Origin of the sequence: Pseudomonas sp. ICMP 3272 (assembly GCF_001466905.1) — a bacterium.
Taxonomy (GTDB): Bacteria; Pseudomonadota; Gammaproteobacteria; order Pseudomonadales; family Pseudomonadaceae; genus Aquipseudomonas; species Aquipseudomonas amygdali.
In genome coordinates this window covers 1-13347 of sequence record NZ_LKEK01000058.1, presented here as the reverse complement: position 1 = coordinate 13347, position 13347 = coordinate 1, and the positions used below count along the sequence as shown (strand labels likewise).

The following is a 13347-nucleotide window of genomic DNA, read 5'->3' as shown; positions in this document are numbered from 1 at the left end:
CTGTCACGCGAGCAACAGAAAACGGCTCACGGGTTTTGAAATTATTTTTCCGGGTTTGATTATCGCACCCGCGCCTCGCGTGGTGATGCGTTTGGCGACCCCCGGATCGGTGACAGGGCGAAGGAACCCGACGAAGTCGGGCCGGAAACAGGAGCGAAGGGCTTTGGTTACTTTGGCCCCTTCAAAGTAACTCGCCGAGGGGCGAAAAGGTGACTTGAGTCGAGCCGAAATCTCACTGAATCGCAGAGTTGTGTGACGCGGAGCGTCACGAACTGCATTACCACGCGGAGCGTGGGAACGATAGTTAGCGTGGTTTCAGCCTCGTATTTCGGTATCTCCATAAACACTGGAACGCAGGAGCGAGCGGTCAGCATTTGAGGAGACATCAAACCCGCGCCTGCACGTTCACCCAATAGCGGGTGAGGCGTTGTACATGCACCGGGAGGGCGAGTTCCAGCATGTCGAGGATGCGCTCGCTGTCGGCCAGCGGATAGCTGCCGGAAATCAGCAGGCTGGCGATTTTTGCATCGCAGTTCAAACGACCGCGTCGATAGCGGCCCAGCTCGGCGAGGAAGTCGGACAGCTTCATGCGCGACGCCACCAGCATCCCGTCCGCCCACGCGCCACTGCCCGCATCTATCGGTTTCACGCTGTCCCAGGCATCACGGCTGAAGGTCACTTGCTGGCTGGCCCGCAGCATTAAACCGGGGCCGCTTTTGCCGGCAGGGGCTATTTCAAGGGCTCCGGCAAACACCGCCAATTGCGTGCGCCCATCCAGCTGGCGCAGGTTGAAACGGCTGGCGCCTGTCGATGCCCTGACCGTGCCCTCGGCGCTCAACAGGCTCAGCGGGCGGCTGTCCGCCGAGGCGGTCATGAGGATTTCGCCCTGCAACAGCTTGATCAGGCGCTGCTGTGCATCGAAACGCACATCGACCGCGCTGGCCGTATTCAACTGCACCTGACTGCCATCGCTCAAGGCCACCTTGCGCTGCTCGCCAACGCCACTGTTGTAGTCGGCCAGCAAGGGTTGCAGGGCGATCTGCTCGCGCAGACTCCAGCCTGCTGCCGAGCCTGCGCCGAGCAACAACAGCAGTTTCAGAGCGTGCCGACGGCTGGCGGATTTCGGCGCATTGAGTGTCGCATGCGCCAGCGGCGAAGACAGCCCGCTGAGGCGCTGATTGACCCGCTGCATATGCGCCCAGGCCCGCTGATGTTCGGCGTTGCCATTGAGCCAGAGCTGCCAGGCCTGCTGACGACGCGCATCCAGCGTGCCTTCCTGCATTTCCAGCAGCCAGCCGACCGCTTGCTGCGCTACGCCAGGCGAGATGTCGGATTTGTTCAAGGACTCGTTGCTCGGGTTCATAAGGCGAAATAGCAGCGCAGTGCGGCCTTGTTCAGATGGCGTTTGACCGTTGCGATGGAGATGCCCAGTTCGGCGGCAATCTGGCCGTGGCTCAACCCGTCGACCTGCGACATCAGGAACGCCCGCTTGACCAGCACCGGCAGGCCGTCCAGCAGTTGATCGAGTTCCACCAGGGTTTCGAGAATGATCGCCCGCTCTTCTTCCGAAGGTGCCACGCATTCCGGCAGCTCAGCCAGCGCCTGATAGTAGGCGTGCTCCAGGTCCTGACGCCGGTAGTGATTGCACAATACACGTTTGGCAATCGTCGTCAGAAAAGCGCGAGGCTCGATGATCTGCGGCGTATCGCGTGCGCCCAATACCTTGATGAAGGTGTCCTGGGCCAGATCCGCTGCGCTGTGCGGACAGCCGAGCCTGCGTCGCAACCAGGTCGTCAGCCAGGTGTTGTGTGCCCTGTACAGGCTTTCGACAGTGTGATTGAGAGCGGAGTGGGCGATGGGCATCACGGGAACAATCCACGGGGACTCGTTGATGGCGTGGATTCTGGCAGACTCTTTTGCGTATGAGAATATTTATCATTAATATTGCGGTTCATTTATCCCACTCAGGGACGAATGGCGCAAACAGCTGGCATTCATCGCGGCCTCTTCCCGAGGGCTGGTGATCCGGCTTCCCAGATTTGATGAATCAATGAAGACCCTTTGATGGATGTCACCACCGCAAGCGGTTCGCTGCCGGAAAAACGCATGGCGAAATCCAGAAGCAAGGGCCTGACGGTTGCCTATCGGCTTGCCGTTACCTCGCGGGCGCTGGCGGCCGTGTTTGCCGGTTATGTGCTCGCCTCAGTGGTCAGCATCTGCGTTGCGCAGTGGCTGCCCATCCCCCGCGCCGAAGCAGTGGTGACAGGCATGATGCTGTCCTTTCTGGTTTATCTGGTCGCGGTGCTCTGGTGTTTTGCCTGCCGCACGGCGTTGCAGGCCTGGGTCGGAGTGCTGGCGCCGTGCGCATTGCTGGCGGCTGCCTGCGCCTGCGGTCGGTGGCTATTGTGAAAGAGGGTTTTCGTCAGTCGATGGCCTGGTTGCACACCTGGGTCGGTTTACTGTTCGGCTGGCTGTTGTTCGCTATTTTTCTGACCGGCACGCTTTCCTACTTCAAGGATGAAATTACCCAGTGGATGCAGCCGGAAATTCCGGTGCGCGCTCTGGATGCCGGTGCCAGCGTGCAGCGGGCTCAGGATTATCTGCAAAGCCATGCCGCCGGGGCTACGCGCTGGTTCATCAGTCTGCCCGATCAGCGCACGCCCGGCCTGATGGTCGGCTGGCTGCCCGAAGGCAAACAGGGCCAGCGCAACAACTTCGTACGCAAGCTGCTCGATCCGCAGACCGGCAGTGAGGTGCAGGCGCGTGACACACGCGGTGGCGATTTCTTCTACCGGTTTCACTATCAACTGCAGATGCCATATCCCTGGGGCCGATGGTTGGCAACCAGCGCCGCGATGGTGATGCTGGTCGCGTTGATCACCGGCATCATCATTCACAAAAAAGTCTTCAAAGAATTCTTCACGTTTCGTCCACGCAAGGGCCAGCGTTCCTGGCTGGATGGGCATAACGCGCTTGGCGTGCTGGTGTTGCCGTTCCATCTGATGATCACTTACAGCAGTCTGGTGATCTTCATGTCGATGGTGATGCCCGCGAGCATCCTCAGCCAGTACGACACGGTTCAGGCGTTCTACCGCGAAGCCTATCCGACCCCGGAAATGCTCAAGCGAGAAGGCAAACCTGCGCCGCTGGTGGCACTTGCGCCGTTGGTCAATGCGGCGAACGCGAAGTGGGACAGCGGGCAGGTGGGTAGGGTGATCGTCAATAATCCGGGCGACAGCACCGCCTCGGTTCTGCTGACGCGTGATGACAAGGGCAGCATCGTGCCGGATCGGGGCGGGGCGCTGACGTTCAGCGGGGCGAGCGGCGCGTTGCTGAACGAAGTACCCGAGCGCCCGGTCGCGCTGCTGATTTCCAGCGGGATGTACGGTTTGCATGTAGGCCATTTCGCCGAGCCGCTGCTGCGCTGGATGTACTTCATTTTCGGGGGCGCCGGAACCGCAATGATCGGCACCGGGCTGGTGATGTGGCTGGGCAAGCGTCAGCTCAAGCACGCTAAAACCGGCGTGCTGCCACTGGAGTTGCGTCTGGTGGAGGTGCTGAACATCGCCAGTATGTCCGGGTTGATGATTGCCGTGGCCAGCTTCTTCTGGGCCAATCGTCTGCTGCCTTCGGGTTTCATCGGGCGTGCCGATTGGGAAGTCAGCGTGTTCTTCACATGCTGGGCGTTGTCAGTGCTGCACGCCCTGGTGCGCAAAGGGCGCAGTGCATGGCGCGAACAACTGGGGCTGGGCGCGGTGCTGTTTGCCGGGCTGCCGCTGCTCGATCTGCTGACCAGCGGCCGCTATCTGCTGGGTTCGCTGATGTCGGGAAGCTGGGTAATGACGGCCTTTGACCTGACGGCGCTGGTCACCGGGCTGTTTCTTGGCTGGGCGGCACTGAAGTTCACGGCTGTACCCGCCCGTAAAACATCCGGCGTTGCCTTGCAGCCCACACCTCAGGAGAGCCACTGATGCTGTTGGCTGCCGTGCTGTGCTACGTAGGGTTTACCTGCCTGTGCCTGTCCATGGCGCGCCATTACAGCGAACTGCTCAAGGGGCCGTTTACCGAACAGCGGCGTCGGGTGCTCAAGCTGGTTGGCTGGGGCGCGCTGCTGTTGTCGTCATGGGCGGCGGTTCAGGCTGATGGCTGGATGATGGGCACGGTGCACTGGTTCGCCGCATTGATGAGCAGTGCGGTGTTGCTGGTTGCGTTGCTGCCGTTCCGGCCGCGTTGGGTGCTGGCGCTGGCAGGATGCGGCGTGCTGCTCAGCCCGTTGGCAGCCGTGAGTCAATTATTGGCCTAACGCCAGCCGGTATTCGCCCGGCGTGGCCCCCACGGCGTGACGAAACCGATTGCTGAAATGGCTGGCGCTGGCAAAGCCGCAGGCCAGCGCTATCTCGCCTAATGGCTTGCCGGTGCTGCGCAACAACTGGCGAGCCTGTTCGATACGTCGCGCCAATAAGTACTGGTGTGGCGGCAAGCCGAAGCTTTCGCGAAACATTCGCGCGAAGTGGTATTCCGACAGCGCACACAGGCCTGCCAGTTGACCGAGGCTCAGCGGGTCGGCGAGGTGCATTTCGATGAAGTCCACCAGATGCCGCCGCAGGTGTGGTGCCAGGCCGCCTTTCAGGCGCAACCCCTCGCGCAACCCTACCTGACTGAGCAACGCATGGCTGACCATCTCGTGCGCCAGGCTGCTGGTCAGCAAACGCTCACCGGGTTCTGCCCAGTTCAGGCGGATCAACTGCCGGAAGCGTGCGGCTTGTGCGGGGTCTTCCAGAAAGGTGTTTTCCCGCAGTTGCATCTCACGCGGCTCGCGATCCAGTAGTGTCACGCAGCCCAGCGCAAACTGTTCCGGGCTGAAATACAGATGCGCCAGACGGATCTCGCCGTTCACCACCCAGGCGGACTCATGACCGGCAGGCAAGATGCACAGCTTGCCCGGCGCACCTTTCTGGTCGGGTCTGCCGCGGCGAAAGGTCCCGGTGCCGTCCTCGATGTAGCACGACAGCGTGTGGTGGGTCGGTGCGTGATATTCCTGCGAGTCATGCCGATTGTTCCACAACGCCGCCACCAACCCGTCGCCCAGCGGCGCGCTCTGCTCCAGATTGGCATTGGGTGAACTGTTCAGGGCCTGAAAGACCTGGATGGATTCAATAGCGGGCATTACGATTCCTCTAGGATTTGTATCCTACTCGCTGGCGACGCCGCTGCCAGTAGCGCTTGAAGCAAATGCGCAAGATTGTGCAAGCGCTGGCAGACCGGCACGCAGCAGACTGATGGCTCATCAAGGAGCCTGCACCATGAACATTTCGCTTTATCTGCTGACTGTGCTGATCTGGGGTACGACCTGGATCGCCCTGAAACTTCAACTCGGCGATGTCGCGATTCCGGTATCGATTGTCTATCGCTTCGCGCTGGCGGCGCTGGTGCTGTTTGCATTTCTGTTGCTGACAAAGCGTCTGCAACCGGTCAACCGTCGTGGTCAGTTGATTTGTCTTGCGCAAGGCGTGTGCCTGTTCTGCGTCAACTTCATGTGTTTCTACACGGCCAGCCAGTGGATACCCAGCGGGCTGATCGCTGTGGTGTTCTCGACTTCGACGCTGTGGAATGCGCTGAATGCGCGGGTGTTCTTTCGCCAGAAAATCGCCGGTAACGTTATGGCCGGTGGTGCCATGGGCCTGATCGGGCTGGCATGTCTGTTCTGGCCCGAGCTGTCCGGGCACAGCGCCAGCCGCGAGACCCTGATCGGTCTGGGCCTGGCCCTGCTGGGCACACTGTGCTTCTCGGCGGGCAACATGCTGTCGAGCCTGCAACAGAAAGCCGGCCTGCGTCCACTGACCACCAATGCATGGGGAATGTTCTACGGGGCGACCATACTTGGCCTCTACTGCCTGCTCAGCGGCACGCCGTTCACCTTCGAATGGAACACGCGTTACGTAGGCTCACTGCTGTTCCTGGTTATTCCCGGCTCGGTGATTGCGTTCACCGCCTACCTGACCCTGGTCGGGCGCATGGGGCCGGAACGCGCAGCTTATTGCACTGTGCTGTTCCCGATTGTGGCGCTGAACATCTCGACGTGGGTCGAAGGCTACCAGTGGACCGTGGCTGCCTTGCTCGGGCTTGTGCTGGTGATGGCGGGCAATGTGCTGGTGTTCAGGAAGACCAGGCCGGTTGCCGTCCTGGTCGGCGGCAAACTGGCCTGAGTCGATGTTCATCCTCGGTTATAGAGCAGGAATGCCTTAGCCCTTCCACACCTGCGGATTGACCAGGTCCTGCGGCCGCTCGCCCAGCAACGCATTGCGCAGGTTGTGATAAGCGCGCTCGGCCATCGCCTGACGGGTTTCGGTGGTGGCCGAGCCAATGTGGGGCAGGGTGACGGCGTTCTTGAGCTGGAACAGCGGCGATTCTTGCAGCGGTTCTTTTTCGTAAACGTCCAGACCGGCACCGCGAATGGTGCCGTTCTGCAGGGCTTCGATCAGCGCGGGCTCGTCGACAATCGGGCCACGGGCGATGTTGATCAGGATGGCACCGGGCTTCATCAGGCTCAGTTCGCGACGGCCGATCAAGTGTTTGGTCTTTTCGCTCAGTGGCACTACCAGACAGACGAAATCCGCTTCGGCCAGCAATTGGTCCAGGCTGCGAAACTGTGCGCCCAGTTCCTTTTCAAGCTCGGTCTTGCGGCTGTTACCGCTGTACAGGATCGGCATGTTGAAGCCCAGACGGCCACGACGGGCGATGGCTGCGCCGATATTGCCCATGCCAACGATGCCCAGCGTCTTGCCGTGCACGTCGGTGCCGAAGTGCGGAGGCTCGATACTGCGCGTCCACTGTCCGGCCTTGGTGTAGGCATCCAGTTCGGCGACGCGGCGGGCGCTGCTCATGATCAGCGAGAAGCCCAGGTCGGCGGTGCTCTCGGTCAGTACATCCGGCGTATTGGTGAGCAGAATGCCGCGCTCGCTCAGGTAGTCGACATCGTAGTTGTCGTAGCCCACCGAGATGCTGGAAACCACTTCCAGTTTCGTTGCATTTTGCAGCTGCTCGCGACCCAGCTTGCGGCCTGAGCCGATCAGCCCATGGGATTCAGGCAAGGCTTCGTTAAACTGGGCGCTGATGTCGCCCAGCTTGGGGTTGGGCACGATCACATTGAAGTCTTGTGCCAGGCGCTCGGCCATTTCTGGAGTAACACGGCTGAAGGCGAGTACGGTTTTTTTCATTGGGCAGTCACTCTTGAGCGGTTGAATGAGTAGCACGCTAACATTCCTCTCCGCTCTTTGGCAGCCGCTTTTTACAGTTGTACGATGTCAGAACGAGGACTTGAGGGCCTGCACATGCAGATCCGCCTCATCGGCCGCGAGAATTTCCGGCAGGGAACCTCGCAGGTATTCGACCCAGGTTCTGATCTTGGCATCCAGATACTGGCGTGACGGATAGATGGCGTACAGGTTCAGCTCCTGCGAGCGGTAATCCGACAGCACTCGCACCAACGTGCCGTTGCGCAACCCTTCTATTGCCGAATAGATCGGCAGAATGCCAATTCCCATGCCGCTGGAAATCGCGGTTTTCATGGCATCCGCAGAATTGACCAGCAGCGGCGAGCTGTTGATGGTGACCATCTCCTGGCCTTCCGGGCCATCGAACAGCCATTTGTCCAGCGGGAACACCGGGCTGACCAGGCGCAGACACGCGTGATTCAGCAGGTCGGCAGGCTTGTGTGCCATGCCGAAAGTTTTGACGTACTCGGGCGATGCACACACGATGCTGTAGGTAATGCCCAGCCGCTGAGACACAAAGCCGGAGTCTGCCAGTTCGCTGGCCAGCACGATCGACACGTCATAGCCTTCTTCCAGCAAGTCCGGCACGCGGTGGGTCATGGTCAGGTCGAACGCGACGTCAGGGTGATTGCGGCGATAACGGGCGATGGCGTCAATCACGTAATGCTGGCCGACGCCGGGCATCGAATGCACCTTGAGTTGCCCGGCCGGGCGGGCATGCGCGTCGCTGGCTTCGGCTTCGGCTTCTTCTACCGAGGCGAGAATCTGCTCGCAGCGCAACAAGTAGCGCTTGCCTGCTTCGGTGAGGGCAATGCGTCGGGTGGTGCGATTGAGCAGGCGCGTCTGTAAATGTGCTTCAAGGTTGGAGACCGCGCGCGAGACGTTGGCGGTGGTGGTATCCAGCACGGCGGCGGCAGCAGTGAAGCTGCCCGCTTGCGCCACGCAACTGAAGGCACGCATGTTTTGCAGGGTGTCCATGGGTACTTCTCTGAGTAGATGGCAAATTGTGACATGAAGTAACGGATGCATGTATCCAGACCAAAGGATTATCGCCGTTTCAGTAACAAAGATTCACAAATATCCCCGCTTATCGCCGCGTCAAGCGCCGCCTAGAATCGCCGCCATTCAAGGTGTATTACCTCCGTTCGGGAACTCGCAGCTGTGCCGCGTCGCATCATCAGAGGGCTCTGGCCCGTCGGTATCCTGGCTTTTACGCTGGTCCTCAACGGCTGTATCGGAACACATGGAATCAAACCGCAGGGCAGTCTTCTGCACGCGGACAGCCTGGCCACCGATCAGGCGATTCAGAGCGCTGCCCTCGACGCCCATTGGCCCGCAGCGCAATGGTGGCGTGCCTACGGCGATGCGCAACTCAATCACTGGGTCGATATTGCTACGCTTGGCAGCCCGGGTCTGGCGCTGGCCGCTGCCCGTGTGCGCCAGGCAAGAGCGATGGCGCAGATCGCCGAGTCATCCGAGTCGGTGCAGGTGCAGGGCAGTGCCAGCCTGATGCGCCACGACTGGCCCGAGGATCAGTTTTATGGTCCCGGAGCGCTGGCCGATACTCGCACCTGGGACAACAATGCGTCGCTGGGCCTGAGCTACGCGCTGGACCTGTGGGGGCGTGAACGCAACGCCAGCGAGCAGGCCCTTGATCTGGCGCACGTGAGTGCTGCCGAGCAGCGTCAGGCGCAGCTCGAATTGCAGGAAAACGTGGTTCGCGCCTACATCCAGCTGGCCCTTGAATACGCCCGACTGGACATCGCCGAGGCAGCGCTGGCCCAGCAGCAACAGATACTCGATCTGGCGCAGCGTCGCCTCAAGGGCGGGATCGGCACGCATTTCGAGATCAGTCAGGCCGAAACGCCACTGCCCGAGGCCCACCGGCAGATTGATGCGCTGCAAGAGGCCATCGCCCTGAGCCGCAATCAGCTGGCCGCGCTGGCAGGCAAGGGGCCGGGAGAGGGCGCGGCGCTGCAACGGCCCACGCTGTCGTTGCACACCGAGCTGAAATTGCCGTCGGCATTGCCCGCTGAACTGCTGGGGCGGCGGCCTGACGTGGTGGCCGCTCGTTGGCAGGTTGCGGCGCAAGCGCGTGGTATCGACGTTGCGCATGCGGGCTTTTATCCCAATGTCGATCTGGTCGGCAGCCTGAGCTACATGGCCACGGGCGGCGGCATGCTGGAGTTTCTGACCGGCAGCAAGCTGGGTTACAAGGTCGGGCCAGCCATCAGCTTGCCGATTTTTGACGGCGGGCGCTTGCGGGCGCAGCTGGGGCAGGCGTCGGCCGCGTATGACCAGGCCGTGGCGCGTTACAACCAGACGCTGGTGACGGCGTTGAAAAGTATTTCCGACCAGCTTATTCGTCGCGCCTCGATGGACAAGCAACAGGCACTTGCCGCCGAGTCGGTGGCGTCGGCACAAAAGACCTACGACATTGCGTTGATCGCCTGGCAGCGCGGGCTGACCGATTACCTGAACGTACTCAACGCACGGACCCAGTTGTTTCGCCAGCAGCAGATTCAGCAACAGGTCGAGGCTGCGCGCCTTAATGCCTATGCCGGGCTGGTGGTAGCGCTGGGTGGGGAGAGCGGCGGTTGCCATCCTTCACACACCACGGCTGATCTTGAGTGTGCGAAATGATTGCTGCCTTTGAACGCGTGACCGCTCTGCCCTGGCGTCGTGAATTTCGTAGTTGGGCGCGCAGTGACGGGGTGACCTGGGTTTACCTTTTCAAGGTATTGATCGCTGCATTTCTGACGTACTGGCTGGCTCTGCGCCTGGAGTTGCCGCAGCCGCACACGGCGATTATCACCGTGTTCATCGTCATGCAGCCGCAGAGCGGGCAGGTGTTTGCCAAAAGTTTTTACCGCCTGCTGGGTACGCTGGCCGGGTCGGCCATGATGGTGCTGCTGATGGCCCTGTTTGCGCAAAACCCGCTGCCGTTTCTCGGCAGCCTGGCGCTCTGGGTCGGTGTCTGCTCAGCAGGTGCGGCACGTTATCGCAACTTTCGCGCTTACGGCTTTGTGCTGGCGGGGTATACGGCTGCGATGGTAGGGCTGCCCGCCCTGGCGCACCCCGAAGGTTCATTCATGTCAGCGGTGTGGCGAGTGCTGGAAATCACCCTGGGGATCCTCTGTTCCACTGCGGTGAGTGCGGCAATTCTGCCGCAGAGTTCCAGTGCCGCCATGCGCAATGCTCTGTATATGCGCTTCGGCGTATTCGCTCGCTTCATGGCCGAGGGTTTGCGCGGGGAGATTGCACGCACGGCATTTGAAACCGGAAACGTGCGCTTCGTCGCCGAGGCCATCGGTCTGGAAGGGCTGCGCAGCGTCACAGTGTTCGAAGACCCGCACATGCGCCGGCGCAACGGGCGGCTCAATCGCTTGAACAGCGAGTTCATGGCCGTTACGACGCGCTTCAATGCACTGCATCAGTTGCTTGAACGGCTGCGGCTGGAACGTGCCGATACGGTGTTGAGGTACATCGGTCCCGGTCTTGAAACCCTCGCAGAACTGCTCGATGGCTTCGCCGACCGCGCGTTGACCAATGATGATGCTGCGCTGCTGGTCACGCGCCTTGAGACGTGCAGGGCGCAGTTGCCCGAGCGGGTCAGAAGCCTGCGCGCCGAGCTGGAACACACCCTGCCGAGCGACGCCGAACGACTCGATTTTCATACGGCGTTCGAGCTGCTGTACCGGCTGGTCAGCGAGCTGCATGATTACGCACTGACCCACGCATCGCTGGCCGATCACACCCATGCGCGTGAGCAGTGGAACGCTTCATTCGTGCCGCGTACCCACTGGATGACAGCCCTGGCGTCCGGAGCCCGCGCGACCTGCGTAGTCGGCCTGATGAGTGCCTATTGGGTGCTGACAGCCTGGCCCAGCGGCGCGAGCATGGTCCTGGCTTCGGCGGCGACTGTCGCGCTGTCATCGACCACCCACAACCCCAGGCGCATGTCGTTGCAGATGGCCGGCGGTACTTTGCTCGGCGCACTGCTGGGTTTTGTCGAAACCTTTTTTCTGTTCCCGCACATCGACGGCTTCCCGCTGCTGTGCCTGCTATTGGCCCCGGTGTTTGTGCTCGGCGCCTTTCTGGGTTCACGTCCGCAGTGGACGGGATACGGCCTGGGGCTGCTGATTTTTTTCAGCCTGGGCTCGGTGCCGGACAACCTGACGGTCTACAACCCTTACACCTTCATCAACGATTACCTCGCGATGGTCATCGGCATGCTGATCTGTGCCGCAGCGGGGGCGATCATCCTGCCACCCAACAGCCGCTGGATGTGGCAGCGTCTGGAGCAGGCCTTGCGCAATCAGGTGGTGTTTGCGATTGGCGCACCGCTCAAGCGTCTGGGTTCAAGCTTCGAAAGCCAGACCCGCGACCTGATGCATCAGGCGTACGGTCTGGCGATCAGCAAACCCTTGGTGCAGCGCGAGCTGTTGCGCTGGATGTTCGTGGTGCTGGAAATCGGCCACGCCATTATCGAGCTGCGCCGCGAACAGGCAATTCTGCCGATTCATCCGGCCTACGCCGAATACCAACCCTGGCGCATCGCGTTGCGCGTCATGGGACGCGCCTTGGTACGCCTGTTCATCCAGCCCGATGCGGTCAATCTGCAGCGCGGCCTGTCGGCGGTCGATCAGGCCATCAAACGGGTGCAGGAGGCCGATGAACCCTTCGCCTCGCATTTCGACACCTCGGTGCTGCGTCGGGTGAAAAGCTATCTGCACTTTATCCGCACCTCGCTGCTGGACCCGCAATCGCCGCTGGCCGCCTATGGCGTCGAACGCGCCCATTCAGGAATGGCCCATGCCGCGTGAAATAGCCTTCCACGGTCTGTACATGCCGAGCCTGACGCTGATGTTTCTGCTGGCTGTCGTTCTGGCATGGGCGCTGGATCGTCTGCTGGCTGGTTTTGACCTGTATCGGCATTTCTGGCACCCGGCCTTGCTGCGCTTGTGCGTGTTTATCTGCATCTTCGGCGCTCTGGCGCTGCCCCTTTATCGTTGACGCCTGAGTCGAGAAATATCCCCATGAAAAAGTTCTATAGCCTGCTTGCCACGTTGCTGGTGCTGGCAATCGCGCTCTGGGTTGGTCGTACGCTGTGGGTCGACTACATGGATACGCCGTGGACCCGTGATGGTCGAGTACGCGCCGATATCATCAATGTAGCCGCCGATGTGTCTGGCACCGTGGTCGATGTGCCGGTGCACGACAATCAACGGGTAAAACGCGGCGATTTGCTGATGCAGATCGACCCGGAACATTACCGGATCGCAGTCCGCCAGGCGCAGGCGTTGCTGGCTTCACGCAAGGCGACGTGGGAGATGCGCAAGCTCAACGCGAAGCGCCGTGCCGACATGGATGAACTGGTCATTTCGGCAGAAAACCGTGACGACGCGAGCAATGTCGCCACCTCGGCGCTGGCTGATTACCAGCTGGCGCAGGCGCAACTGGAAGCGGCCGAACTTAATCTGTCCCGCACGCGGGTGTTGGCGGCGGTGGACGGTTACGTCACCAATCTGAACGTCCATCGTGGCGACTATGCACGCATTGGCGAAGCGAAGATGGCCGTGGTCGATATGAACTCGTTCTGGGTCTACGGTTTTTTCGAGGAAACCAAGTTGCCGCACCTTAACGTGGGCGATCCTGCCGATATGCAGTTGATGAGTGGCGAAGTGCTAAAAGGCCATGTCGAAAGCATCGCACGCGGTATCTACGACCGCGACAACCCGCAAAGTCGCGAATTGATCGCTGACGTGAACCCGACCTTCAACTGGGTGCGTCTGGCCCAGCGCGTGCCGGTGCGCATTCATCTGGACGCAGTACCGGAAAGCGTATTGCTGGCTGCGGGAATGACCTGCACGGTGATCGTCAGGCCGATAGACGGCTGATGCTAGAGGACGCAGAGCGTCCAGAACGGCATGCGACGCGGAGCGTCGCACGATAAGTGCGATGATCGCTTCCTACGCTCCAGCATTGGGATTGACGAATAGGAGCGTCGCACGATAGGCAGGTGATCGTTCCGCACGCTCCAGTGAACTGCCCCCCAAAAGTTGGACGGTTT

13 protein-coding genes are annotated in these 13347 nt (G+C 60.9%); 8 read left to right on the top strand and 5 right to left on the bottom strand.

Going from position 1 to position 13347, the window contains the following annotated elements:
• Positions 1-385: 385 nt before the first annotated feature.
• Together AO068_RS15925 and AO068_RS15920 are read right to left on the bottom strand one after the other, a co-directional pair.
• The gene (locus AO068_RS15925) at positions 386-1363 is read right to left on the bottom strand and encodes a FecR domain-containing protein (RefSeq protein WP_058408865.1); all 978 of its coding nucleotides are present in this window, start codon (positions 1361-1363) and stop codon (positions 386-388) included.
• On the bottom strand, positions 1360-1863 hold the full coding sequence (locus AO068_RS15920) for a sigma-70 family RNA polymerase sigma factor (protein ID WP_005746036.1): 504 nt from the start codon (positions 1861-1863) through the stop codon (positions 1360-1362). Before AO068_RS15920 ends, AO068_RS15925 begins: the two co-directional genes overlap by 4 nt.
• 201 nt (positions 1864-2064) lie before the next feature.
• Here AO068_RS15920 and AO068_RS15915 point away from each other — a divergent pair, with 201 nt between their 5' ends.
• The 3 genes from AO068_RS15915 to AO068_RS15905 are packed head-to-tail and all read left to right on the top strand — an operon-like array spanning position 2065 to position 4303.
• Positions 2065-2409: a DUF3649 domain-containing protein gene (locus AO068_RS15915; RefSeq protein ID WP_058408864.1), complete on the top strand. Its 345-nt coding sequence runs from the start codon at positions 2065-2067 to the stop codon at positions 2407-2409.
• Between the two features lie 20 nt (positions 2410-2429).
• Positions 2430-3971 carry a PepSY-associated TM helix domain-containing protein gene (locus AO068_RS15910; protein WP_058408863.1) on the top strand — a complete coding sequence of 514 codons (1542 nt, stop codon included), beginning with the start codon at positions 2430-2432 and terminating at the stop codon, positions 3969-3971.
• Entirely contained in the window at positions 3971-4303 is a 333-nt protein-coding gene (locus AO068_RS15905) for a DUF3325 domain-containing protein (RefSeq protein ID WP_058408862.1), read from the top strand. The genes AO068_RS15910 and AO068_RS15905 overlap by 1 nt, the downstream gene beginning before the upstream one ends.
• Here AO068_RS15905 and AO068_RS15900 read toward each other — a convergent pair.
• Positions 4292-5167 carry an AraC family transcriptional regulator gene (locus AO068_RS15900; RefSeq protein WP_058408861.1) on the bottom strand — a complete coding sequence of 292 codons (876 nt, stop codon included), beginning with the start codon at positions 5165-5167 and terminating at the stop codon, positions 4292-4294. The two genes, AO068_RS15905 and AO068_RS15900, sit on opposite strands and share 12 nt — an antisense overlap.
• Before the next feature lie 136 nt (positions 5168-5303).
• Here AO068_RS15900 and AO068_RS15895 point away from each other — a divergent pair, with 136 nt between their 5' ends.
• Entirely contained in the window at positions 5304-6206 is a 903-nt protein-coding gene (locus tag AO068_RS15895; RefSeq protein WP_057422374.1) for a DMT family transporter, read from the top strand.
• Positions 6207-6242: 36 nt separating this feature from the next.
• On the opposite strand, the gene AO068_RS15890 is transcribed toward AO068_RS15895, so the two are convergent.
• Entirely contained in the window at positions 6243-7217 is a 975-nt protein-coding gene (locus AO068_RS15890) for a 2-hydroxyacid dehydrogenase (protein ID WP_058400607.1), read from the bottom strand.
• An 87-nt stretch (positions 7218-7304) separates the two neighbouring features.
• Positions 7305-8252 carry a LysR family transcriptional regulator gene (locus AO068_RS15885; protein ID WP_002552240.1) on the bottom strand — a complete coding sequence of 316 codons (948 nt, stop codon included), beginning with the start codon at positions 8250-8252 and terminating at the stop codon, positions 7305-7307.
• Positions 8253-8435: 183 nt separating this feature from the next.
• Between AO068_RS15885 and AO068_RS15880 the strand changes: the two genes are divergently transcribed.
• The 4 genes from AO068_RS15880 to AO068_RS15865 are packed head-to-tail and all read left to right on the top strand — an operon-like array spanning position 8436 to position 13174.
• Positions 8436-9917, top strand: coding sequence for an efflux transporter outer membrane subunit (locus tag AO068_RS15880; RefSeq protein WP_058408860.1), 1482 nt, complete (start codon positions 8436-8438; stop codon positions 9915-9917).
• Complete coding sequence (locus tag AO068_RS15875; protein WP_058408859.1) at positions 9914-12100, top strand: FUSC family protein; 2187 nt, start codon at positions 9914-9916, stop codon at positions 12098-12100. Before AO068_RS15880 ends, AO068_RS15875 begins: the two co-directional genes overlap by 4 nt.
• Positions 12090-12290: a DUF1656 domain-containing protein gene (locus AO068_RS15870; RefSeq protein WP_058408858.1), complete on the top strand. Its 201-nt coding sequence runs from the start codon at positions 12090-12092 to the stop codon at positions 12288-12290. The genes AO068_RS15875 and AO068_RS15870 overlap by 11 nt, the downstream gene beginning before the upstream one ends.
• A 23-nt stretch (positions 12291-12313) precedes the next feature.
• A complete protein-coding gene (locus AO068_RS15865; RefSeq protein WP_058408857.1) occupies positions 12314-13174 on the top strand; it encodes an efflux RND transporter periplasmic adaptor subunit in 861 nt (286 codons plus the stop codon).
• Positions 13175-13347: the final 173 nt, after the last annotated feature.

Bases quoted from the DNA above. Each gene is read 5' to 3' on its own strand.
- AO068_RS15910 (WP_058408863.1), top strand. From the start codon at position 2,430: ATGGCCTGGTTGCACACCTGGGTCGGTTTACTGTTCGGCTGGCTGTTG.
- AO068_RS15895 (WP_057422374.1), top strand. From the start codon at position 5,304: ATGAACATTTCGCTTTATCTGCTGACTGTGCTGATCTGGGGTACGACC.
- AO068_RS15890 (WP_058400607.1), bottom strand. From the start codon at position 7,217: ATGAAAAAAACCGTACTCGCCTTCAGCCGTGTTACTCCAGAAATGGCC.
- AO068_RS15875 (WP_058408859.1), top strand. From the start codon at position 9,914: ATGATTGCTGCCTTTGAACGCGTGACCGCTCTGCCCTGGCGTCGTGAA.
- AO068_RS15900 (WP_058408861.1), bottom strand. From the start codon at position 5,167: ATGCCCGCTATTGAATCCATCCAGGTCTTTCAGGCCCTGAACAGTTCA.
- AO068_RS15885 (WP_002552240.1), bottom strand. From the start codon at position 8,252: ATGGACACCCTGCAAAACATGCGTGCCTTCAGTTGCGTGGCGCAAGCG.
- AO068_RS15870 (WP_058408858.1), top strand. From the start codon at position 12,090: ATGCCGCGTGAAATAGCCTTCCACGGTCTGTACATGCCGAGCCTGACG.
- AO068_RS15865 (WP_058408857.1), top strand. From the start codon at position 12,314: ATGAAAAAGTTCTATAGCCTGCTTGCCACGTTGCTGGTGCTGGCAATC.
- AO068_RS15925 (WP_058408865.1), bottom strand. From the start codon at position 1,363: ATGAACCCGAGCAACGAGTCCTTGAACAAATCCGACATCTCGCCTGGC.
- AO068_RS15915 (WP_058408864.1), top strand. From the start codon at position 2,065: ATGGATGTCACCACCGCAAGCGGTTCGCTGCCGGAAAAACGCATGGCG.
- AO068_RS15905 (WP_058408862.1), top strand. From the start codon at position 3,971: ATGCTGTTGGCTGCCGTGCTGTGCTACGTAGGGTTTACCTGCCTGTGC.
- AO068_RS15920 (WP_005746036.1), bottom strand. From the start codon at position 1,863: ATGCCCATCGCCCACTCCGCTCTCAATCACACTGTCGAAAGCCTGTAC.